Origin of the sequence: Helicobacter kayseriensis (assembly GCF_021300655.1) — a bacterium.
In the GTDB taxonomy this organism is placed as follows: domain Bacteria; phylum Campylobacterota; class Campylobacteria; order Campylobacterales; family Helicobacteraceae; genus Helicobacter_G; species Helicobacter_G kayseriensis.
The window spans coordinates 230294-253644 of record NZ_JAJTNB010000001.1; the positions used below are offsets into that span (position 1 = coordinate 230294).

Sequence of the window (23351 nt, forward strand, 5' to 3'; positions counted from 1 at the left end):
TTCAGACAACAGAGTTCGTCTTCTAGGCTTTTACTTCATCAATGACACAAATATAAAATTATCGCAATCTCCTATAAGCCTCACATCCAAGGTTATATCCATAGTTACAAGATTTCAAATATAAATCAAGAGCCTTTTTAGAATCATATGGAACATCTCCCCTCCCAAATTCATACATATATCCCATGCTATAGCAAGCTCCTCCATTTTTTTTCAAACACCCCGCTTCAAAAGCATCAAAAGCACTTTCATAGTCCTGCTTGACAACTTTTCCTTCAAAAAAATACATTCCCACCTTCCAACACCACGCTCCATCTTCAGCATAACATCGCAATTGAGCATCTTTAAGCTCAAGCTCCTGAGGAGTCAATGGCTTTGGCGGCTCAATCTTCTCTTCCACAATATTTCCATCCTCATCAATAATCTTGCGTGGTTTTTTGGGTGTAGGTGGTGGAGGAGTCTTGGCAGTGATAGGAGGAAGAAGCTGATATTTGGGGACAGGTTTTCCATGTGTGCTTGTAATATGGGATTTTTTCTTTTTCTTTTCAAGATAGGGATTATTTTTGGCAAATTCTGAATTTTTATTGCTTGGCAAGTAAGGATTGGCAGATTCTAAAGCGATTGCAAACGCCATCAATAAAAACCATAGCTTATATACTTTTTTCATTTTACAAGACCTATTTCTTTGGCCAAAAATTGACCCGTATAACTTCCACTCTTAGAAGCATTTTTTGCGATATGCTCAACACTTCCACAATCCAACACCTTCCCTCCCTTATCTCCCCCCTCAGGACCAATATCAATAATATAATCAGCATTTTTGATCATATCCAAGTTGTGTTCAATCACAACTGCAGAATTCCCCAAAGACACAAGATGATGCAAAACTTTTGTCAAACGATCTACATCTGCAAAATGAAGTCCAGTTGTTGGCTCATCTAGAATATAAAGTGTTTTACCCGTATCTTTGCGACTTAGCTCTTTGGCAAGCTTGATACGTTGAGCTTCCCCTCCACTTAAAGTCGTTGCATTTTGCCCCAAAGTGATATATCCAAGTCCCACATCTTGAAGAGTTTGAAGTTTTTGAGCAATTTTTGGGACTTTTGAGAAAAATACCAACGCATCATCTACACTCATATCTAATACCTGCGCGATTGATTTATCCCTATATCGAATCTCTAGAGTTTGTGCATTGTAACGCGTCCCTTGACAACTATCACATTTCACCATTACATCAGGCAAAAAGTGCATCTCAATCTTGATCTCTCCCTCCCCTTGACATTTCTCGCATCTTCCACCCTTAACATTAAAGCTGAAGCGCCCAACATTATAGCCCCTCACCTTTGCCTCTTTGACTTCAGCAAAAAGCGCTCTAATATCATCCATAACCCCTGTATAAGTCGCGGGATTACTTCGAGGAGTTCGACCAATAGGGCTTTGATCAAGATAAATGACCTTATCTAAATGCTCCAAGCCTTTAATACTTACTCCATCACACTTTTGAATCTTCTTGCTATGATTGAGCAATTCTTGCGCCACAGGAAGGAGCGTTTGCAAGATCAATGAACTCTTCCCGCTTCCACTAACTCCTGTTACACACACAAAATTAGAAAGAGGAATTTGGACACTTAAATCTTTAATATTATTGATATTAACACCACAAATTTCTAAGAATTTTTCTTGCTTACGCTGATGCGGATAAGCAATCTGTTTTTTGCCATTGAGATATTTAGCAGTGAGAGTGTTTTGCTTCAAAAGTTCCTCAACACTTCCTGCAAATACCACCTCTCCACCATTAACCCCCGCCCCTGGTCCAATATCTACAACAAAATCTGCTTGCAAAATCGTCTCTTTATCATGCTCTACAACAATAACCGTGTTTCCTTTTTCTTGCAGATTCCTCAAGGTGCGGATGAGTTTCAGAGTATCTCTTTCGTGCAATCCAATACTTGGCTCATCAAGGACATACATCACCCCTGTCAAACCACTTCCAATTTGTGAAGCAATCCGAATCCTCTGGCTTTCTCCCCCGCTAATTGTGCGTGCATCTCTCCCCAATGTCAAATACCCAAGCCCCACATCATAAAGAAAGAATAATCTCTCGCGAATTTCTTTTAAAATCGGAGTAGCAATCATTGTCTCTTGAGATGAAAGATAGGCAAAATGATCTTCATTGACAAAAAACTCATAACACTCCTGCAAGGGCATACTCAAGACTTCTGAGATTCTCTTTCCTGCAACTTGCACACTAAGAGATTGAGGTTTGAGGCGATAACCATGACAAGAAGGGCAAGATTTTTCACTCATAAAATCTGCCAAATCTTTTTCATCTTTGAGCATATCATAGGCAATTTTTAAGATTCCATTCCAAGGACGCGAAAGAGCGCTTCCCCTCCATTGAAATTCCACTTCTTGAGAGTTTCCATACAAAAGAGCATCTTGTTGACTCTTAGAGAGTTCATCAAAGGTTTGAGAAAGCTTAATTTTTTGTTTTGCACAAAATGCCTCAAACAAATGGCTGTAATAACTGCGATTAAAGCCAAAAATAAATTTGATCCCGCCCTCCCCTAAAGGCATTGAACGATTAAGAATCTTTTTGAGATCTAGACTATATTTCATCCCAAGTCCCCCACAATCCTCACACGCTCCCTTGGGAGAATTAAACGAAAAAGCAAGTGGCTCAAGAGGCTCAAAACTTACCTTACAATCAAAGCAAGCAAAATGCTCAGAAAAATGCAGATTCTTTGCCCCCTCATCCCCTTGAATCTCTATTTCCACCTCTCCAAAAGATTCCCTAAGAGCCTTTTCCACACCTTGGGCAATTCGCGTATGATTTTCTTCATTTAAAACAACACGATCAATTACAGCTTTAATTGTATGTTTTTTGGTTTTGCTTAGAGAAATCTCCTCATCAAGGCGCACAATGACCCCATCAATAAAGGCACGGATAATTCCTTTTTGCCTCAAAGCCTCAAGCTTATCTGCAAAAGTTCCTTTTTTATCCTTGATCAAAGGAGCAAAAATAATCAGTTTTGAATCTTTGGGTAAATCCAACACTTGAGAAATAATATCTGTTTGTGTCATATGCGAAATGGGCTTTCCACACAAATGGCAGTGTTGATTCCCTATCCTTGCATACAAAAGTCGCAAATAATCATAAATCTCTGTAATAGTTCCAACTGTTGAGCGTGGGTTTTTGGATGTCGTTTTCTGATCAATAGCAATCGCGGGCGTAAGCCCCTCAATCTTATCCACATTGGGCTTGCCTACCTTGTCTAAAAACTGCCTAGCATAACTTGAAAGGGATTCAATATAGCGTCTTTGTCCTTCTGCATATAAGGTATCAAAGGCAAGAGTGCTTTTCCCACTTCCGCTCAATCCAGTAAAAACGACGAGTTTATTTTTTGGAATCTCTAATTGAATGTTTTTTAAATTATTTTCTTTAGCTCCAAAAATCTTAATTGTTTCTTTCATATCTCAACTCCAAAATCATTCAAATTCACTTCACACTCTGCAATTTTCTTCACTTCCCCCTCAAAAGAAATCACTTTCCCCTCAATATAAAACTTCAGCACTTCTTTAGATGGTGGAATCATCAAAAAATCCTGATCTTGCCCATGAAAATAATGCAAGAGGGCAACAAGTGAGGCCATCCCTGTCCCGCAAGCAAGAGTGATTCCCTCTACTCCCCGCTCATAAGTTTTAATAACAAAAGTTTCATTTTCACAAAATGCGATATTGACATTTGCATCATATTGCTTTCGTAACACCCTCATATCTTCCAAACTCAAATTCTCATACTCTTCCTTTGAAGTAAGTTTGACCAAATGAGGCACGCCTGTATCAAATAGATTCCACTCTCCAAAACTCCCCAAATACTTATATTCACCCAATACACTCTTAACACGATAAGGATAAGTTTGATTAAGGATTTCAATCCCTATCTTCCCCGCACCACTTAGAAAATGATGCACTCTAGGAGCAAAAGAGTGCAAAAACGAATACAACCCTACGCAACGACTTGCATTGCCACACATTGAGGCTTCAGATCCATCGCTATTATAAAATTTCCATTGATAATCATATTGCTCATGAGGAGACACAACAACCAATCCATCTGCTCCAATCCCCTCAAATCGATGACATAAAAGCCTAGCAAGAAATGAAAGATCAAAATGATCACAAAGTGCATCATCAACATCATTTGTAAACCCACAATGAGTGATTAAGAAGTCATTGCCACTTGCACTGTATTTTTCAAATATTATTTTTTGCATATCACTCCTTGACTTTATTGCTCTTTAAAAACATATAAATGACTTTGTGATTTGGGGATTGTTTTGGTTTTGGGAAGATCTAAAACCCTATATTTCTCCTCATACTCAAGATAAACAAGTGTAATTTCATCTCCCACTTTTACCTCTTTTGCACTTTTTGAAGGCTTCCCATTGAGCAACACAACACCATGATCACACATATCCTGTGCGATACTGCGACGCTTAAGAATATTGGTGCTATTTAGAAATTTATCTAATCGCATTAGCGAATCCTTTTTTGATTTTTTGTATTGATTTTAATGATTTTAGAAGCTTTTCCTTCAAACAATCCTCTTTTATCCCATACAACAACATCAGCAACACTCTGAGCAAAAGCATCATCATAGGCCTTTTGTGTCATATTGGCACTTGAAGAATAAAACCAACCAAAGGATGATAAAAACTCAAGATGCTCCTCATTGTGTACAACTCGCAGTGCCTGACCATTGGGATAAATAAAGGTTGTTTTTTTGGATCGACGGACTTGATTTTTATATTTTTGTGGAACACGGACAAAAGTTTGCAGTCTCTCAAGAGAATCAACCTCAATTAGAACTTTTTGATTTCCCCTTTGTTTTGTTTGATTGATTTTTTGGGAATCTTGGCACAAAAATCCAACAGTTGTATCGCTTTGTGCCAAAAAAAGAGGCGTCATTTATTTTTCAAAAAGTCTTGAATTGCTTTTGCTTTATAAGGGCTTTGAGTACTGATTGCACGAATTGCACTGCAAGCAGATTTCGCTTCTTGAATGGTTGTAAAATAAGGCACGAAGGATTTCAAGACTTGCTCTCTAAGAAGCTTTGTATCCATTTTATTACTTCGCTCATCACTACTATTAATCACCATTGCTACCTCGTGATTAGCAAGCGCATCTTGAATATTTGGACGTCCCTCACTTACTTTCAAAACAAGTTCGCACTCTACACCATCTTGAGTAATCGCTTGATGTGTTCCACCTGTTGCACATACACTAAATCCAAGCCCAATGAATTCTCTAGCCAAAGAAGAGGCAAATGGTTTGTCAAGCTCTTGCAAAGAAATAAAAATCTTTCCACTTATAGGAAGCGTATTTTTAGCAGCAATCTGACTTTTTGCAAAGCTAACACCAAAATTTTCACTCACTCCCATTACTTCTCCTGTGCTTTTCATCTCTGGCCCAAGAGAAACATCTGCCCCACTCAATTTATTGAAAGGAAATACCGATTCTTTGATGGCGATATGTTTTAAATCCTTATGCTGATAGATTCCGTTTTTGCATACCACAATATCAAAATGATCATAAAATTTAAGCGCTTCTTGAAGATTGCCCTGCCACATTACACGGGTTGCGATTTTGGCCAATGGCATCCCTGTGGCCTTGCTGACAAAGGGGACTGTTCGACTTGCACGAGGATTAACCTCAATTAAATAAATCTCATCTTGATAAATCGCATATTGCACATTCATCAACCCAATCACGCCAAGATTGAGGGCAATTTTTTGTGTGAGTTTTTGGATCTCCTCAATCATTTGCAAATCAAGTGTTGAGGGAGGAAGAGAAGAAGCACTATCTCCTGAGTGGATACCCGCCTCTTCGATATGTTGCATAATCCCACCAATATATACATCTACCCCATCACTGATTGCATCAACATCTAGCTCAATCGCACGATCAAGGAATTTATCCACAAGCACTGGAGAGCTCTCACTCACTCTAACTGCCTCCTCCATATAGGCTTTTAATTCCTCATCACTATATACAATCCTCATAGCTCTTCCACCAAGCACATAGCTTGGGCGCACTAAAACTGGGAAACCTATCTTGCTTGCGATACTGTGCGCTTCTTCTTTATTGAATGCGATTCCATTTTGAGGTTGCTTTAGATTATTTTGCTCAACAAACTCCGCAAACTTCTCCCGATCTTCTGCAACATCAATGACTTTTGCACTCGTTCCAATGATTTTTGCACCAATTCTTGTTAAATCTTTTGCAAGTTTAAGGGGAGTTTGTCCTCCAAAGTGCACAATGATGCCACTTGGCTTCTCACGTTCAATCACAGACCGCACATGCTCAAAATCAATAGGCTCAAAATAAAGCACATCGCTTGTATCATAATCAGTGCTAACTGTTTCTGGATTGCAGTTATACATCACACTTGAAACTCCCATATCTTTGAGTGCATAAGAGGCATGCACACAGCAATAATCAAATTCAATCCCCTGCCCAATACGATTGGGACCACCACCAATAATCATCACTTTTGGTTGATCTTGTTTTTCTTGAGAAGAAGAGTCGTGAGAAATCTTAGAGAAATTCCCAATAGATGAGTAAAAATAAGGAGTAAGTGATGTAAATTCTGCAGCACAAGTATCAACTTGCATATACTCTTGCTTCACTCCCATAGCACAGCGTGCTTGATAAATCTCCCCTTGATTGATTTCAATCCCTTCATTTTTTTGCAAGATTTGTGCAATCATCACATCAGAAAAACCAAGAGATTTTGCCTCCCTCATTACACTTTCCTCTTGCAAAATTGCCATTGTGATTTTGCTTTCAAAATCAACAATAGTCTGAATCTGTCTTAAAAACCATGGATCAATTTTGCTTAGAGCATAAATTTCATCGATACTCAACCCCTGACGGAATCCATCAGCAATATAGAGCAATCGAAATTCATTGGGACGACGAATCTCATGCCGAATCCTCTCTTTATCTGAGCTTACAGAATTAAACCCACAAAGTCCTGTTTCAAGAGAACAAAGCGCTTTTTGCAAACTCTCAGCAAAAGTCCCACCAATTGCCATGACTTCACCAATGCTCTTCATGCTTGTCGTAAGTGTCGAATCTGCTGTGGGAAATTTTTCAAAAGTAAATCTTGGAATCTTTGTCACAATATAATCAATACTTGGCTCAAAGCTTGCAGTTGTACCTGTAATATCGTTTGTAATCTCATCAAGCGTAAATCCAACTGCTAAAAGAGTGGCAACTTTTGCAATAGGATAGCCTGTCGCTTTAGAAGCAAGAGCTGAGGAACGCGAAACACGTGGATTCATTTCAATCACAATCATTCGACCCGTTTGAGGATTGATCGCAAATTGCACATTGCTTCCTCCTGTATCAACACCTATTTCTCTCAAAATCGCAAATGAAGCATCTCTCATGCGTTGATATTCTTTATCTGTCAAAGTTAAGGCTGGAGCGATAGTGATGCTATCTCCAGTATGCACTCCCATAGGATCAAGATTCTCAATCGAACAAACAATAATGCAGTTATCCGCAGAATCCCTAATAACCTCCATTTCGTATTCTTTCCACCCCAAAAGAGATTCTTCAATCAAAATTTCATTAATTGGTGAAGCATCTAATCCATTTTTTGCCAAAACTTTAAATTCATCAATATTATAAGCCACCCCACTTCCTCCACCAGCAAGAGTGAAGCTTGCACGAATAATTAAAGGAAAACCGATTTCTTTAGCAGCATTAAGTGCTTCTTCTTCATTGTATGCATAGCAAGACTTGGGCAAATCCATTCCAATTTTTATCATCGCTTCTTTAAATGCTTGACGATCCTCTCCCTTTTTGATCGCCTGAGGATTTGCACCCAAAAACTTCACTCCTTTGAGCATCCCCTTTTCTTCCATACTCATTGCAATATTAAGTGCTGTTTGTCCCCCCATTGTTGGCAAAATCGCATCAATCTTTTCCTTTTGGATAATATCTGCCAACACTTCTTCACTAATAGGTTCAATATAAGTGCGATCTGCAAATTCTGGATCTGTCATAATCGTAGCGGGATTAGAATTGACAAGCACAACCTTATAACCCAAGCTCTTCAATACCTTAGCCGCTTGAGTTCCAGAATAATCAAATTCACAAGCCTGCCCAATAATAATTGGTCCTGATCCGATCAATAAAATATTCTGAATATCTTCTCGTTTTGGCATTTTTTCTCACTTTATATTTAGAATCAATTTTGAGATTCTACAAGACTTAAACTTAAAAATTAAAGGCTTTTATAGATTTTTGAAGTGATTTTTTGTAATATTGCATTTCCTTTTGCAGACCTATGCAATGAAAGGTAAAAGCAACGCTTCAGGGTAGGAATACAGCAGAGCACTTTTACTTTTTGTGTGCCTTAGGTATCTGCAAAAGGGCTTCTTTGATAGCCTCAAACCCTACCTCACAATTTTCCATTCTTTTGCGATATTTAAAATTTGAGTCAAAAACTGATGAGGATGCTTTCTCCAAAATTGTACATCACATACTACAATCAATCTTTTCTTAACTCTTGAAATAGCGACATTAAGAGCTTGAAGAGCCAAGGGATTATTAGAATCACTTAAGTGGTAATGAAGCTTAACAGGTGAAAATACAACATCATTAAACTCTTGCCCTTGAGATCGATGAATCGTAAAAACACGCTCATAGTTTAAGCCATTACTAATCAAAGCCTGTCGCTGTTTGACAAAGGGAGTAATCACAGCATAATCATGATCCAAAAGAGGAAAAAGAGTTTTAATAGCCTCAATCTCCTTTGCATTTGTATGTCCCACATCAAACTCCCCTCTCAGTCCAATCCCCTGAAATCGAGCACAATCGACAAAATACACTTCGCTCTCCCCCTCCTTTCCTCGAAGTCCATTCTTATAAACAAAACGATCCAAAATTTGTGCAAGATTATCCCCATAACGGTAGGTTCGCTTTAAGCTAATAGTTTTGGTGTATTTCAATGAAAGTTGCTTTTGCAAAAAAACTTCTTCTTTTAAGCCAAAGAATGATTCCAAATAGAGCGCGGAGAGATTCCAAAGCTTGGCTTTTGGCTCTTGCTCAAGCTCTTTTGATGGCATTTCACACACAGGCATTAATTGCTTATGATCTCCAAGCATACTAAGTGGAGAAGTATTTGCACACAATGCACAAACCTTTGCCAAAGGAGCAAAACCACACTCATCTAAAAAGAGATGATCAAATTTGATTTTCATCGCCCCATAACGCTTGATAAAACCATCTAAAGTCATTGCAATTACACATGCCTGATCCATTCTTTCTTTGGGATTGCTATAAGAAAAAAGCGAAACTTGCTTTTTATCCAACACACTCGAATCGCAACACTCAGGATAAAGAGCCAAAAATTCAGCGCTAGGCACACCCAAACGCAAAAACAAATGGCGCTCCATCCCCAAATCATCTGCCTTTTTGATAATTGTCTTTAGCGCCAACTCAAGTGCATTGTTTGTGGGTGCAACTAGGGCTACTTTTTTATTTTTTTTGATGAGCAATAAAAGTGCTTCAAACAAAACCCTTTGAGTTTTTCCGCTTCCAGGAGCCCCCCAAACATAACTCAAAGGTGAAGAAAAAATCATCCTTAGGGCTTGGATTTGATTTTCACTCAAGCGCTCAGAGGGAATCTCATCATCATCAATCTTTATAGGCATTTCAGAGGGAAGAGCAATTTCAAATGAAGAAAAAAAGTTTTTCACATTCATAATCAAAAATTTCAAATCACTCAGAAGTTCAAAATCTTGAAAATTGGTTGTAGGGATCAGAAATTCCAAAAGCAAGATCTGCTTTTGCTCATCATAAGAAAGCAAAACAATTTCATCTTCATCACTAATATAAAAATCTCTCCCATTGCAACGCAATAATAAAGAATCTGTGCTATATAGCTTTTGCCCCAAAAAAATATAGAGTCTTTGATTTTCAAACTGAAATGATTTGATTCTGATTTTTTCCACCCCTAGCCCATGTTGCTCTAAAAAATCATAATAAATTTGCGCTGAATGTATGAGGGTATCAATCAAAATAGCAACTTATAACCCAAACAAAATTGCCCTCCAGAATAAACCTGATGGCGTGTTTCTTGAGCAAGAACTTCTGTAGGCAGTGCTAGAGGAGAAATAGGAGCTTTATAAGTCAAATCAATTCGATGGATTTTTTCAAAAGTTACAGATCCTCCAATCCTCCAATAAGCACTATAGGTTTCACTCTTGATCGCATATCCATTTACTCGAGTATTAGAGACCAAAAATGTCATCCCATACTCAAAACCTCCAAAGATTCCAAGATCAAAAAAATCTTGCTTCCAAAAATCCACAAGCAGATCAAGAGCTCCAGAGATTGAAAACACTCCAGCAATCCCTCCATCTACATTCGCACCACCAATTCCAAATTCCCCCATTGCCCTTCCGCCTACATACTCATCTCGATCCCAATACTGCTGAACCCCACCACTCAAAGTTGCAACATAGGATTTAGAATTCAAAGTCAATTCCTGCTTTTGCCCATTACTCCCTCTTGCCTCTACATTGAGCGTAGGAGAAGAAAAATTTAAACCCGCTCCAGCAAAATATTTTAGACTTGCACCAAACACCCCCGTCATCATTAATAAAAAAATCCCAACAAAACGCATTACTTCTCCTTAGATGCTACAAAAATCGAAGAAATTTTTGCATGATAGCTTTTTGAAAAAATATGTGAAAACCCAATATTCTCCAATTGTCCCCTCAACTCATCAACACTCGCAAAATCCTTGATTGAATCAGGTAAATATGCATAAGCTTGTTTATTTTTTGAAATCCATCCACCCAAAAGTGGAAGAACTTTCTGCGTATAAAACAATCCAAGAGAATCAAAAAATGAAGGGTTGGGATTGTGCATAAATTCCAAAATCAAAAGCACTCCGCCTTTTTTTAAAACACGATAAAACTCTTTTAGCGCCAATGGATACTCACACACATTGCGTAAACCATAAGCAATCGATATGATATCCATACTCTCATCTTCCAAAGGAAGATTTTGAGCCTGAGCCTCAATAAAAGTGCAGTTTTGTATTTTCTTTTGAGCGATTTCAAGCATGCCTTTGGAAGGATCAATTCCTATAAACTCAGAGCATTGAAGCTGTGTTTGCCAATGTGCGATCATATCCCCAGTCCCGCAAGCTACATCTAAAACTTTTAAGCCCTGATTCTTTCCAATTCGCTCAAGAGTTCTCTTGCACCCCTCTTTTCTCCAGCCAATATCAATGCCAAAACTCAAAACACGATTTGCCAAATCATAACTTGGAGCAATCACATCAAACATTTCAACAATTTTTTTTTGCTTATCCATGTGTGTTTTCCATATTCTTTAACCATTCTTGGAGGGTGTAAATCTGATGGAGGGTTTGGTGAGTTGAAGTCCCTCCTAGAGAATCCCTTGCATTCATTGAACTTTTTAAGTCCAATGCTTTCAAAACACCTCGCTTAATGCGATGGTCAATGCTTAAGATTTCTTCTTCTTTTAGTTGTGAAATGTCTTTGCCTTCTTTTTCAGCAAATGCAACAACTTCTCCAGTAATATGGTGCGCCTCCCTAAAGGGAATACCACATTCTTTAACCAAAAAGTCAGCCAAATCTGTTGCGCTAATGTGCCCCACCAAAACCATCTTTTGCATTCTATCTGTATGAATCTTTAGATCTTGCAATGAAGCATTTAAAATCTCAAGACAAGTCAAAGCTGTTTGAATGCTATCAAATACCCCTTCCTTATCTTCTTGTGTATCTTTATTGTAGGCCAATGGCAGACCCTTCATAACAGTTAGCAAGCCAATTAGATTCCCATAAGCCCTCCCACTTTTTCCACGCAAAAGCTCTGCGACATCTGGATTTTTTTTCTGTGGCATAATCGAACTTCCTGTAGAAAACTCATCAGAAAAACTCACAAAGCCAAATTCATAGCTACTCCAAAGCACCAATTCCTCAGCTACCCTTGAGATATGCATCATAATCATCGCGATCTCATAAAGCATATCAAGAGCAAAATCTCGATCACTTACCGAATCCATTGCATTGAGCGTTGGAGAAAAAAAGCCTAGCTTTTGTGCTACGCTTTCTCGATTTGTCGCATATGGCACGCCAGCCAAGGCTCCTGACCCTAAAGGGGAAAAATTATTTCTCTGATAGCTTGCTTGCAGTCTTTCTACATCGCGCTTAAACGCACAACACCAAGCCACAAGGTGAAAAGCAAAATTAATCGGTTGTGCATGTTGCAAATGCGTCATTCCTGGCATCAATGTATCTGTATGATTTGAAGCGATTTTAAGCAGTGTATCAATCAGAGCACAAAGTTTCTGAATAACTGCTTGATTGCTCTGCAAGACAAACATTCTAAAATCTACCGCCACTTGATCGTTACGACTTCTTGCTGTGTGAAGTTTTTTCCCAGCTTCACCTATGCGTTCAATCAAGGCCCCCTCAATTGCCATATGAATATCCTCATCACTAAGCTTAAATTTAAATTTCCCCTCAGCAATTTCTTGAGCGATAGCATCCAAGCCCTGATGAATCTGATTTTTCTCCTCTAAACTTAAGATCCCAATTTCATACAACATCTCAGAATGAGCTTTGGAACCTTGGATATCTTGTCTCCATAACTTTTGATCAAAAAAAATTGATGCATTAAATTCATCTAAAAGTTGGCTTGAATCTTGACTAAAGCGCCCTGCCCAAAGTTTCGCCATCTCACTTCACCCAAAATGCAGGTTGAAAAACGACCAAATACACAATACCAATCAAAACAAGCGTTGGTATTTCATTAAAGACTCTAAAAAACTTTCCACTCAACTTGCATTTCCCTTGAGCAAATTGCTTCATAAAAAACCCACAAAGAAAATGATAAGCAATCAACATCAAGATAAGCACAAACTTAATGTGTATCCAAGCCGAACTTTTCAAATACTCTCCGCCACCCATCACAACAATCAATCCAGATCCACTAATTAGTGTCGCTAGCATTGCTGGCCATCCAATGAAATAATAAAGCTTGTTTTCCTGAATCTTGACAACCTCATTAAATCCGGAATTTTGAATATGTTCAGCATGATAGACAAATAAACGCGGGATATAAAAAAGCATTGCCATCCATGAAGTAAATGCCAAAATATGTAAAACTTTTAACCACTGATATGCTTCCATTATTTTCTCCTTGGATCCAAGTAATCTCAACTTTCTATTTTAACAAGTTTTCTCAAAAGCCAAACTTTGCGCTGCAGATTTTATGCAATTCATTTTTCTTTTCTTCTGTTGATCTGAGAGAGATTTCAATCACTTCTGCTTGAAAACATTTATCTAAAATTTCAATCCTTAACTGCTCAATCTGATAAAGAACCTGACTAAAAAGTGAATAAGGTATCTGCATTTTATAAGGAAGAGTTTCCTCATATTTTATTAAGTCGTTTTGATTCTTTGCAGCTAAAATTGCAGATTGTGCTGACTGAGTATAGGCCCTCACAAGCCCTCCCACACCAAGAAGAGTTCCACCAAAATATCTCACAGTAATTAATCCAATATTTACCAACCCCTCTCCTCTTAAAACATTTAGTGTTGGGACACCAGAACTTCCTCGTGGCTCTCCATCATCGCTAAATGATTCTATAACTTGCAACTCCTTCATTCGTGTTGCATAAACAAAATGTACTGCTTTTGGGTGTTTTTCCCTCAATTGTGATAGCAAAGAATCAAATTCAGAGAAGGGAAACAAGAAAGAAAAAAATTTTGACCCCTTATTTTCAAAAAATCCCTCATGGATACAAGAAACGGTTTGCATCGCAACTCTCAGAGAAAATCCTCTGCCTTATTGTGAAGTTTTTTGTGTTTGAGCCTCATTTTCATCTAAAGGAGTCAAAGTAATCTGCAAATCTTCTCTTTTGAGGATCAAATCATCTTTTTCTTCCGTCACTTCAAAATCACCATCAAACTCTTCCATCAGCTTTTGTTCAAACTTCATCGCATCTTCAGAGGCACACATTTTTCTTGTTAAGCCAGAGTTTCTCATTTCAATTTTTTGATCATTAAGCCAAGTATAGGTTGCAAAAAAAGCATTGCATCCTGTGTTACCATAAAGCTTCAGCTCTTTTGTGTCAAAACGCATATTAGGAATTTCTTCATAACCTTTTGGTTCATATTTTACATCTCCCAAAACAAAAGAGCTAATTTTCCACTTGTTTTTACCCAAATCAATTTTTGGACCAAAATCAAAGATGTTTGCAAAAAAACACCCATTCAGTAATATTGCAATCATTGCCATATAAAACACAGAACAAAATATTCTCATGCAAACCTCTTTAAACTTAAATTTGTAATTTTGATATGAAAATATATCTTGAAAGTTTTAATTAAATCTAACCCCCTCCCCCATCACCCCCCAAATATGTGACGCAAATTACAAAAGAGCCTTTTTTGCACTTTCAACAATTTTTGAAAATGCACCTATATCATTCATAGCCATATCAGCCAAAACTTTGCGATCAAGTTCAATATTTGCAAGCTTTAATCCATGCATAAACTTAGAATAACTAATCTCATGCATTCTGCATGCAGCATTAATTCTTACAATCCAAAGACTTCTAAAATCTCTCTTCTTTTGTTTTCTATCTCGAAAAGCATAATACATACTTCTTTCAAGTTGTTCTTTTGCTTTTCTAAAGTGCTTTCTCCGACCGCTATAAAAACCTCTAGCAAGTTTTAAAATCTTTTTATGGCGTCTTCTTCGAACTACTCCTGTTTTTACTCTCATTTTTTCTCCTTTACCTTTTCAAGGTGTGATCTTTCATCAAACTTTCCCTAAAATTAGGGGGAACTATGCTTTATTTAAGCCATACATAACATTTTTTTAACAGAATCCATATTTGCATCATGGACATATTTAGGCGCATTTAAATTAGCTTTTCTTTTGTGATCTTTCTTGGTCAAAATATGACTTTTGAAAGCACTGCCACGTTTAATTGAGTTTTTCTTAACTTTAAAACGCTTAAGCGCGCCACGATTTGTTTTCATCTTTGGCATTGCAACTCTCCTTTCGTAAGATTATTTCTTTTTAGGAACAAATAGAATATTAACATATCGCCCCTCAAGTTTTGCTTCTTTTTCAGCCACAGCGATATCTTCAAGCATTTCTTGAACTTTTGCAAGCAAGTCTAAGCCAACTCCAGGAATCCCAACCTCCCTTTGTTTTAAAAAAACGCGAAACTTAACATGCTTGCCATTTTCAAGAAATTCCCTTGCGTGCTTCACTTTATAGCTAATATCATTTTGTGCAATTTGGACAGATAATTTAATTTCTTTAATCTCAATTTGTTTTTGTTTCTTTCTTGCCTCTTTTTGCTTCTTTTCTGCTTGATACTTGTATTTGCCATAATCCATAATTTTACAAACCGGAGGATTGGCATTGGGTGAAATCAAAACAAGATCTAAATCATGTTGCACGGCAAGCTCAAGCGCCTCTCTTGAACTAATAATCCCATACTGTTCTCCATCCTCACCAATACATCGCACTTCTTTCAAACGAATGTTTTCATTCAATAAAACTTCTTCTTTGCTCAAAAGCTAACCTCTTTCATTTTAGTTTCAATCATTTTTAAAAATTCTCCTTCGCTTAATTCATATTGTGATTTTTCCCTGCGATCACGAATAGGAAGCACTTTACTTTCCAATTCCTTTTCTCCAAGAACAATAATCATCGGAACGCGTTGTTTTTCTGCTGTTCTAACACGCTTACTAAGAGTTTCGTTTTTGTTTAAAATTTCAGCATATGCCCCAAGATGCAACATCTTATCTCGCAACTCTTCAGCATAAGCATTTTGTGCTTGAGAGATAGGAATTAAAATCACTTGAGTTGGAGATACAAAGAAAGGCAATTCTCCTCCAAAGTGCTCAATCAAAATCGCTATAAATCGCTCAAAAGATCCAAGGATAGCACGATGTATCATCACAGGTCGCTTAGAAGCATTATCCTCATCAATATAACTCAACTCAAATCTCTCAGGCAAGTTCATATCAATCTGAATGGTTCCACATTGCCACTTTCTTCCAATCGCATCTGTAATCTTGATATCAATCTTAGGTCCATAAAATGCACCTCCACCCTCATCAATTCCGTATTGAATACCACATAGATTCAATGCATCCTTTAAAGCCTCTGTAGAAATATCCCAAATTTTTTCATCCCCGATTGATTTTTCTGGCCTTGTTGAAATTTCCATCTCATAGCTAAAACCAAATGCATCCATAATTTTTTGAGCAAATTTGACAATTGAGACAACTTCTGACCGGATTTGATCTGGCTTACAAAAAATATGTGCATCATCTTGAGTAAATTCTCTCACACGAAGCAATCCATGCAAAACACCACTTTTTTCATGGCGATGCACCACCCCATATTCATAAAATCTTAGTGGAAGCTCACGATAAGAACGAATTGAGCTTTGATACACTTTGATATGTCCTACACAATTCATCGGCTTCATTCCATATTCAACTTCATCAATTTGTGTGAAGTACATATTTTCACCATAGTTTGCGTAGTGTCCACTGACTTTCCAAAGATCGCTTTTTAGAAGTTCTGGTCCCCTTACAGGCTCATAATACCTAATGATATGTGCCCTAGTTAGCAATCCCTCAAGCGTGCGTCTTAATCGCGCTCCTTTTGGTAGCCAAATTGGAAGTCCTGCACCAACACTTTCATCAAAAGTGAACAAACCAAGCTCAACACCAAGCTTGCGATGATCTCTTTTTTTTGCTTCTTCAAGTTGAAAAAGATATTGTTTCAGAGATTCTTTATCAGCAAAAGCGATCCCATAAATTCGGGTAAGCATTTTTGCTTTTTCATCCCCTCCCAAATATGCTCCAGCAATCTTTGTCAGCTTAAAAGAATGAAGAAATTTAGTATTGGGCAAATGCGGACCACGACACAAATCCTCAAAATCTCCTTGAGAATAGATACTGAGATTAGGAGAATCGATTCGAGAAATCACAGCCATTTTCAAATCATCATCTTTAAATTTAGCAATCACTTCTTCGCGTGGCAAAGTCACCTTTGTGATTTCAAAGCCAGATTTAGCAAGCTCTTTCATTTTTGCTTCAATTTTTGCCAAATCTTCCTCTGAGATTTTTTCCTCTACTTCAAAATCATAATAAAACCCTTCATCTACAACAGGGCCAACAAAAAATTTCGCACTAGGATAAAGAGATTTGATTGCTTGAGCCATCAAATGAGCACAAGAATGGCGGATAATCGATAGAGATTCAAAAGAATTGTCAAAAAGAATCTCATCTCCGACAATCCCAAGTTCTTTAGATGTACAAAGATCAAAAACCCCCTCTTTTGTTTTAATACCTATAACTTCAGACAAAGATAACCTCTCTCATTTTTATAAAAAGCCGTGATTATACACTACGCGACTCATTTTTTTGTCTAAGAAAATAAATAATAAGGGTTATAGCCCCTATATTAATCAAAACATCTGCAAAATTAAAAATCGCAAATTTAAATTTATAATGCCAATAAATATAATCGACCACACCTCCCATCACAAAGCGATCATAAAGATTTGAAGCCCCTGACCCCACGATCAAAGAAAAAGCAAAAAAGATTCTTAAAAAATCTTTAGAAACCAAAACGCAATATGCTACGGCAATCACTAAGAATAACTGAATCCACTTAAGAGATTCTCCCAAAAAAGAAAACATCGAAAACGCAACGCCATCATTGAGGACATACACAATAGAGATCACGCTTCCTTCATACCTAAACCCATCTATAATGAGATTTTTAATCTCTTGATCAAGCCAAAAAACAATTCCTCCTAGCAAGAGATACAGCAACACTCTAATAGGATGGAGCTTGATATTTTCCCAAACTCTACATGGACACAAAGAAAAATCTTCTTTCAAAACAAATTCCTCTCTTGATTTTTAAAAACAAAATCGATTCTAAACTGCGCCCAAAGCATTCTCAAAAAATTCAACCAAAACTTGCATTTTTTTTAGAATCTTTTCTTGATCCTTCCCCTCTAGCAAGATGCGAAGCTTATTTTCTGTCCCAGAGTATCGGATGAGATGACGCATCCCCTCACTCTCGATCTCTTGAAGCAATTTATGATATCCCTCAAGAGTCATCAAATCCTTTTTTGAAGCTACATTGAGATTGGTCAGCTGACTTGGGTATAAAGAAAATGGTGATAAAACTTGAGAGGCTGGCTTATAGGATCTTTTGATCATCGCCATCACTTGAAGAGCACTTGTGATTCCATCACCAGTTTTAGCAAAAGAAGAAAAAATAATATGCCCACTTTGCTCTCCCCCAAAGTTTGCATTGTGCTTTTGCATCTCTTCTAACACATATTTATCGCCCACATCGCTTCGAACAAGCTCTAACCCTTTGGATTTCAAAAATTCTTCAAGCGCAAGATTACTCATTGATGTTGCAATGATTTTTGATGAAGAGAGGAAATCATTTTCTTTCTGATAGAGGGCCAAAGCTCCCAAAATCTTATCTCCATCAACAACATTTCCCTTCTCATCCACAACCACCAAACGATCAGCATCTCCATCAAAAGCAAATCCCACATCCGCACGATATTCCTTGACCGCATTAGCAAGCTCTTGGGGATACAAAGCTCCACATTTTTCATTGATATTAAAACCATTTGGCTCATCATGGATCACAATCACTTCTGCCCCAAGCTCTTGAAAGATCATCGGCGCAACTTTATATGAAGCCCCATTACTCACATCAAGAGCGATTCTCACACCCTGCAAATTCAAATCTTTTGGGAAAGAGTTTTTGATGTGCACAATATATCGCCCCAACACATCATCAATCCTCTTTGAGCTTCCTATTTCTTTCCCGCTTTTAAACTCTTTTTCTAATCTCTCCCCATCTAATAGAATCTCCTCGATTTCTTTCTCCGCATCGCGATCAAGCTTAAATCCAAAGCGATCAAAAAATTTAATGCCATTATCCTCATAAGGATTGTGACTTGCACTGATCATGATCCCCCCATCACAACGCATATCTTCAGTCAAAAACGCAATCGCTGGAGTTGGCATAGGTCCTACCTGTATCACATCATATCCAACAGAAGTCAAAGCCGACACTAAGGCATTCTCGATCATATATCCACTACGCCTTGTATCCTTCCCGACTAAAATTTTATTTGTAATAGAATGTTTTCTGAAAAAAATCCCAGCAGCGATCCCTAAACGCAAAACTTTAATAGCGGTAATCTCAACTCCAGCCTTTCCTCTTACGCCATCTGTACCAAAAATTTTCATCCTTTTCTCCAAAATTTTGAAGTATAATCGCAAGTTTATTTGACAAATTATCTAAGGCGTAATTTTGCCTTAAAATTTCATAGAAAAAGGACTAAGCTTAAAATGGCAAATCACAAATCCGCAGAAAAAAGAATCAGACAAACAATCAAAAGAACAGAAAGAAACCGCTATTACCGCACTCGAATGAAAAATATCATTCGAGCTGTAAGAGAAGCAGTAAGTGCAAAGGATCTTAATAAAGCACAAGAGAGCTTAAAGATTGCAAACAGAGAGCTTCACAAATTTGTCAGCAAAGGGATCTTGAAAAAGAATACAGCATCAAGAAAAGTAAGCCGACTCAACGCTTATGTAAAAAAGTTTGCTCTTCAAGCAGCCTAATTTCATTTAAATTGTTGGGATTATATCCCGACACACAAACTCCAACTCTATTTTTTCATCTCTAAGGTATTACAATGCTTGTAGAAAAACTCAAACCCATTATTGCACGCTATGAAGAAATCACACACCTACTCACAACTCCAGAAATTATCAACGATATCAAATCCCTTACGACCCTTAGCAAAGAGCAAAGTGATATAAGCGATATTGTTCAGAGTGCAAAATCCTACATCCAAACACTTCAAAATATCGAGGAGAATAAACTCCTTTTGGAAGATAAAGAACTAGGCGAGCTTGCAAAAGAGGAGCTTAAAACCCTTGAAGAACAGAAAAAAAGACTAGAAGAAGAAATCAAGCTTCTTTTGATCCCCAAAGACCCAAATGATAGCAAGAATATCTACCTTGAAATCCGTGCAGGGACTGGAGGAGATGAGGCAGGAATCTTTGTGGGGGACTTATTCAAGGCTTATTGTCGCTATGCAGATTTACAAAAATGGAAAGTCGAAATCATCAGCTCAAGTGAAAACAATGTAGGGGGATACAAAGAAGTGATCGCCCTCATCAAGGGAAATGGAGCTTATTCCAAACTCAAATATGAGGGCGGAACACATCGCGTGCAAAGAGTGCCAGAAACAGAATCTCAAGGGCGTGTGCATACCTCTGCGGTGACTGTGGCGATTATGCCTGAAGTAGATGATGTCGAGGTTGTCATCAATCCAAATGATCTCAAAATAGAAGTATTTCGTGCTGGAGGGCATGGAGGGCAATGTGTCAATACCACAGATTCTGCAGTTAGGATCACGCATATCCCTACAGGGATCAGCGTCTCAATGCAAGATGAAAAATCCCAGCACAAAAACAAAGACAAAGCGATGAAAATCCTCAAAGCTAGAATCTATGAAGCAGAATTAGAAGCCCAACAAAGCCAAAATGCCGAAGCTAGAAAAAATCAAGTAGGGAGCGGGGATCGAAGCGAAAGAATTCGCACATATAATTACCCACAAAATCGCTTAACAGACCACAGAATCAACCTCACACTCTATAGCCTAGAAGAAGTGATGCTTGGCGGAAATCTTGATCAAGTCATCAATCCTCTTATCGCGCACGCCCAAAGCGAAGCAATGGGAGGGAGTGGAGAGTAGATAGAGCTCTCCTAATATATTGCTATTGGTTGATACAGCGATACTATTGATCGCAATAAAGATCAATCAAGCTAGATCCTTAAGAGCTATATCAAAAGCAAAAAATGATTTGGAAATTCTTCAAAAGAGTACCTAGAAAAAATTGATACAAATAACCCCTCCCCCTCACATCAAAAAAGACCCTCTAAAGCAAAAACTCTACAATCCCTTTGCCAACATTTGATTTCTTAAAAATGCTAAAGCCTATCAGGGTCAGTTTTATCCAAACATTTCATCATATATTTTCTAGCTTGGCACGATAGAGTTTTTGCGTGCGGTTTTTTGGAGGGAGAAGAGCAAGAGAATCATCACAAGAGTATAGAGAACTAGGATGAAGTTTTCCAATCCTGAGCGAGAGGTTTTGTCAATGAGATTTATTGCCCCAAAGATAAGAGTGGGCTTATAACAAGCAATCCACAGAGTGGAGATAAGTCCAACTCCTGCAAATAAAAAAAGTTTTTTGATATAACCCATAACCCAAAATATTCCAAGACATACCATTCCTGCCAAGCTTAACGCTACACCATAGGGAGACAGGTATGAGAGAATAGATACATCTTGATAGTATTTCACAATAAAAAATCCAAATCCAAAAATCCCAATCGCAATAATCACCCAAGAGATGATTTTGAGCAAATCGGTGTGATGGTCTGAAGTATGGCGATAGAAAAAAAGTTGCCATCTATCGATCCATTCTCTAGAGAGGATTGGAGGGTTTTTGGAATCTAACTCGATTTCTTTGCAATAGAGTTCTACTCGATGATAATTTGAAGCATCAAGGAGATTACCTTCTTTAGAGAGAGTGTTTTTAAAGATTCTAAAACTATCGCGAAAATCATTAGCAACAAAAGAAAGATGTGTTTTTATATCGAGATCAATGCTGTCTTCCATCCATTTACTTACAATAACTTCTTCTGTTTGAAAAAAATCAAAATCAAGATTAGTGTTGATAATATTAATATTTCCTCCAAAGCGTGTTTTCGAAAAGTTAGGACATCGGTTGAATGTCGAGCCATAGAAACTAATATCTTTTTTAAAGATAGCATTAGTAAAATTGACCCATCCCTCAAAATAACAATACTCAAAACAAGAATCATTTTCAAATGGAAAACAAATATCCACATCTCCCAAAAAATGGCAATGTCTAGCAATAAAAGATTGAATAGAAAGATATAAATAATCAAATACAATCGAATCGTAAAAAACGCATCCATCAAAACGAAAGGCATGAGGGGTATCAACATCGATACAAGTTGGGCAAAAGTAAACATAGATATCACATTCAATAAAGAAGAGGGTATATTTTTTCAGAAGCTTAAAATCAAAATCTTCTATATAAAGCCTATCCTCATCTTCAAGCCTATTGTTTCCTTGATAATTTCTATCTTGTATGACAAAGTAGGGGGTGTCCGTAAAATCATAGTGAATATATTTTTTTGGAATATTGAGAGAAGAGGCTATTTCCTCAATCGCTTCATCTTGTTCTTGGAGTGACAACCCTTTTAAATTCACCCTTACTCCCTGCTTTCAATAATAGCGACTTCTTCGGAGGTGAGGGCGTAAAGCTGATAGACAAGCTCATCGATTTTGCTCTCTTGGACTGAAGTGTTGGCTTTGGGATTTTGATCTTTTACTTTTAGAATTTCCTCCACTAAAGCGATGATTTGCTCTGCTGTGGATTGGTTTGATTCTGTGATTTTAGGAATTGGAAGTTTCTCCAAAAATGCTTTTTTATATCGATAGCCACTTTCCCCTAGTCCCCCTCCCGCATAAAATGTTTTAAACATAAAAGCAACAAAAGAATTATTAAGGAAACCTATAAGATATTTAAGATTTTTTCCCGTCATTACAAAAGCAGTAGCTTCAGCAAAAAAGCACTCCGTATCTAAAAAGAATTGAGGCTCCCTCACAATTTCACTATAAACAATCTTTTCTTTCTCAAAGTTTGAAAAATATCCCCTTGTTGGATTGTTGTCTAGCTCAAGCCAATGATGCTGTCCCAAATAGGGCTTCTTATCTGTGGCAGGTTTATTGGTGCATTGTCCCCTTGCTTTGAGCCTATCTTGATATTGCAATAAATGGGAATAGATACTAGGATGTTTTTCTTGCAAATATTGATGAGCTCCAAATTCAATGGTGATAATCCACAAATCCGCCCACTCATAAGAGTAGCGTTTGATGTCCCGCCCTCTTAGCATTTTCTTGATGATCTTTTCTGTGGCTTGTTTTTCTTCTTTGGTCTTGCAGCTGTTTAGAATCTCTTCTCTTTTTTCAGCGGTGATGATAAAGGCTTCGTTGCAGCCTGTTTTGATTCCATAATTGATAGAGATATCCCACTCTTTGAGCGGTGTGCCGATAGACTCAATTTTCTTTTTGAGAGCAAGGAGCTTTGTATCCCCAAAAACAA

General features: G+C 37.6%; 23 protein-coding genes and 1 other RNA gene. 3 read left to right on the top strand and 21 right to left on the bottom strand.

The window, feature by feature from the left end; all coding sequences use genetic code 11:
- Positions 1–58: 58 nt before the first annotated feature.
- From LW137_RS01160 to carB, 6 genes are read right to left on the bottom strand one after another with little or no spacing between them, the layout of a single operon-like run.
- Positions 59–667, bottom strand: a complete 609-nt coding sequence (locus LW137_RS01160; RefSeq protein ID WP_233032598.1) for a tetratricopeptide repeat protein — start codon at positions 665–667, stop codon at positions 59–61.
- Positions 664–3474 (bottom strand): excinuclease ABC subunit UvrA, encoded by a 2811-nt coding sequence (uvrA, locus tag LW137_RS01165; RefSeq protein WP_233032599.1) that lies wholly within the window; start codon positions 3472–3474, stop codon positions 664–666. Before uvrA ends, LW137_RS01160 begins: the two co-directional genes overlap by 4 nt.
- Entirely contained in the window at positions 3471–4277 is an 807-nt protein-coding gene (dapF, locus tag LW137_RS01170; protein ID WP_233032600.1) for a diaminopimelate epimerase, read from the bottom strand. Before dapF ends, uvrA begins: the two co-directional genes overlap by 4 nt.
- Before the next feature lie 14 nt (positions 4278–4291).
- On the bottom strand, positions 4292–4540 hold the full coding sequence (locus LW137_RS01175; protein WP_233032601.1) for an RNA-binding S4 domain-containing protein: 249 nt from the start codon (positions 4538–4540) through the stop codon (positions 4292–4294).
- Positions 4540–4971 (bottom strand): Sua5 YciO YrdC YwlC family protein, encoded by a 432-nt coding sequence (locus LW137_RS01180; protein ID WP_233032602.1) that lies wholly within the window; start codon positions 4969–4971, stop codon positions 4540–4542. The genes LW137_RS01175 and LW137_RS01180 overlap by 1 nt, the downstream gene beginning before the upstream one ends.
- The gene (gene carB, locus LW137_RS01185; RefSeq protein ID WP_233032603.1) at positions 4968–8240 is read right to left on the bottom strand and encodes a carbamoyl-phosphate synthase large subunit; all 3273 of its coding nucleotides are present in this window, start codon (positions 8238–8240) and stop codon (positions 4968–4970) included. Before carB ends, LW137_RS01180 begins: the two co-directional genes overlap by 4 nt.
- A gap of 111 nt (positions 8241–8351) precedes the next feature.
- On the opposite strand from carB, the gene ffs reads away from it, so the two are divergent.
- Positions 8352–8449, top strand: an RNA gene (gene ffs / locus LW137_RS01190) — signal recognition particle sRNA small type.
- Positions 8450–8471: 22 nt separating this feature from the next.
- Here the strand turns inward: ffs and LW137_RS07215 are convergent.
- The 13 genes from LW137_RS07215 to glmM form a co-directional block, all read right to left on the bottom strand.
- The gene (locus LW137_RS07215; RefSeq protein ID WP_233032604.1) at positions 8472–10031 is read right to left on the bottom strand and encodes an AAA domain-containing protein; all 1560 of its coding nucleotides are present in this window, start codon (positions 10029–10031) and stop codon (positions 8472–8474) included.
- Positions 10032–10093: 62 nt separating this feature from the next.
- Complete coding sequence (locus LW137_RS01200; RefSeq protein ID WP_233032605.1) at positions 10094–10705, bottom strand: outer membrane beta-barrel protein; 612 nt, start codon at positions 10703–10705, stop codon at positions 10094–10096.
- Complete coding sequence (gene ubiE / locus LW137_RS01205) at positions 10705–11403, bottom strand: bifunctional demethylmenaquinone methyltransferase/2-methoxy-6-polyprenyl-1,4-benzoquinol methylase UbiE (RefSeq protein WP_233032606.1); 699 nt, start codon at positions 11401–11403, stop codon at positions 10705–10707. The genes LW137_RS01200 and ubiE overlap by 1 nt, the downstream gene beginning before the upstream one ends.
- Entirely contained in the window at positions 11396–12793 is a 1398-nt protein-coding gene (gene argH, locus LW137_RS01210) for an argininosuccinate lyase (RefSeq protein WP_233032607.1), read from the bottom strand. The genes ubiE and argH overlap by 8 nt, the downstream gene beginning before the upstream one ends.
- Before the next feature lies 1 nt (position 12794).
- The gene (gene hemJ / locus LW137_RS01215; protein WP_233032608.1) at positions 12795–13247 is read right to left on the bottom strand and encodes a protoporphyrinogen oxidase HemJ; all 453 of its coding nucleotides are present in this window, start codon (positions 13245–13247) and stop codon (positions 12795–12797) included.
- Between the two features lie 52 nt (positions 13248–13299).
- Positions 13300–13878, bottom strand: coding sequence for a YigZ family protein (locus tag LW137_RS01220; protein WP_233032609.1), 579 nt, complete (start codon positions 13876–13878; stop codon positions 13300–13302).
- Positions 13879–13905: 27 nt separating this feature from the next.
- Entirely contained in the window at positions 13906–14385 is a 480-nt protein-coding gene (locus LW137_RS01225) for an META domain-containing protein (RefSeq protein WP_233032610.1), read from the bottom strand.
- Positions 14386–14493: 108 nt separating this feature from the next.
- Positions 14494–14847, bottom strand: a complete 354-nt coding sequence (gene rplT / locus LW137_RS01230; RefSeq protein WP_233032611.1) for a 50S ribosomal protein L20 — start codon at positions 14845–14847, stop codon at positions 14494–14496.
- 74 nt (positions 14848–14921) lie between these two features.
- Positions 14922–15116 (bottom strand): 50S ribosomal protein L35, encoded by a 195-nt coding sequence (gene rpmI, locus LW137_RS01235; protein ID WP_233032612.1) that lies wholly within the window; start codon positions 15114–15116, stop codon positions 14922–14924.
- 21 nt (positions 15117–15137) lie between these two features.
- The gene (gene infC / locus LW137_RS01240; RefSeq protein ID WP_233032613.1) at positions 15138–15653 is read right to left on the bottom strand and encodes a translation initiation factor IF-3; all 516 of its coding nucleotides are present in this window, start codon (positions 15651–15653) and stop codon (positions 15138–15140) included.
- Positions 15650–17461 carry a threonine--tRNA ligase gene (thrS, locus tag LW137_RS01245; RefSeq protein WP_233032614.1) on the bottom strand — a complete coding sequence of 604 codons (1812 nt, stop codon included), beginning with the start codon at positions 17459–17461 and terminating at the stop codon, positions 15650–15652. Before thrS ends, infC begins: the two co-directional genes overlap by 4 nt.
- Positions 17462–17495: 34 nt before the next feature.
- The gene (gene lspA / locus LW137_RS01250; protein ID WP_233032615.1) at positions 17496–18002 is read right to left on the bottom strand and encodes a signal peptidase II; all 507 of its coding nucleotides are present in this window, start codon (positions 18000–18002) and stop codon (positions 17496–17498) included.
- Positions 18003–18041: 39 nt separating this feature from the next.
- Positions 18042–19385, bottom strand: a complete 1344-nt coding sequence (gene glmM, locus LW137_RS01255) for a phosphoglucosamine mutase (RefSeq protein ID WP_233032616.1) — start codon at positions 19383–19385, stop codon at positions 18042–18044.
- A 102-nt stretch (positions 19386–19487) separates the two neighbouring features.
- Here glmM and rpsT point away from each other — a divergent pair, with 102 nt between their 5' ends.
- Complete coding sequence (gene rpsT, locus LW137_RS01260) at positions 19488–19763, top strand: 30S ribosomal protein S20 (protein WP_233032617.1); 276 nt, start codon at positions 19488–19490, stop codon at positions 19761–19763.
- A gap of 68 nt (positions 19764–19831) precedes the next feature.
- A complete protein-coding gene (prfA, locus tag LW137_RS01265; protein ID WP_233032759.1) occupies positions 19832–20905 on the top strand; it encodes a peptide chain release factor 1 in 1074 nt (357 codons plus the stop codon).
- A 285-nt stretch (positions 20906–21190) separates the two neighbouring features.
- On the opposite strand, the gene LW137_RS01270 is transcribed toward prfA, so the two are convergent.
- The gene (locus LW137_RS01270) at positions 21191–22456 is read right to left on the bottom strand and encodes a pentapeptide repeat-containing protein (protein WP_233032618.1); all 1266 of its coding nucleotides are present in this window, start codon (positions 22454–22456) and stop codon (positions 21191–21193) included.
- A gap of 2 nt (positions 22457–22458) precedes the next feature.
- A complete protein-coding gene (locus LW137_RS01275; RefSeq protein ID WP_233032619.1) occupies positions 22459–23142 on the bottom strand; it encodes a TaqI-like C-terminal specificity domain-containing protein in 684 nt (227 codons plus the stop codon).
- Positions 23143–23351: the final 209 nt, after the last annotated feature.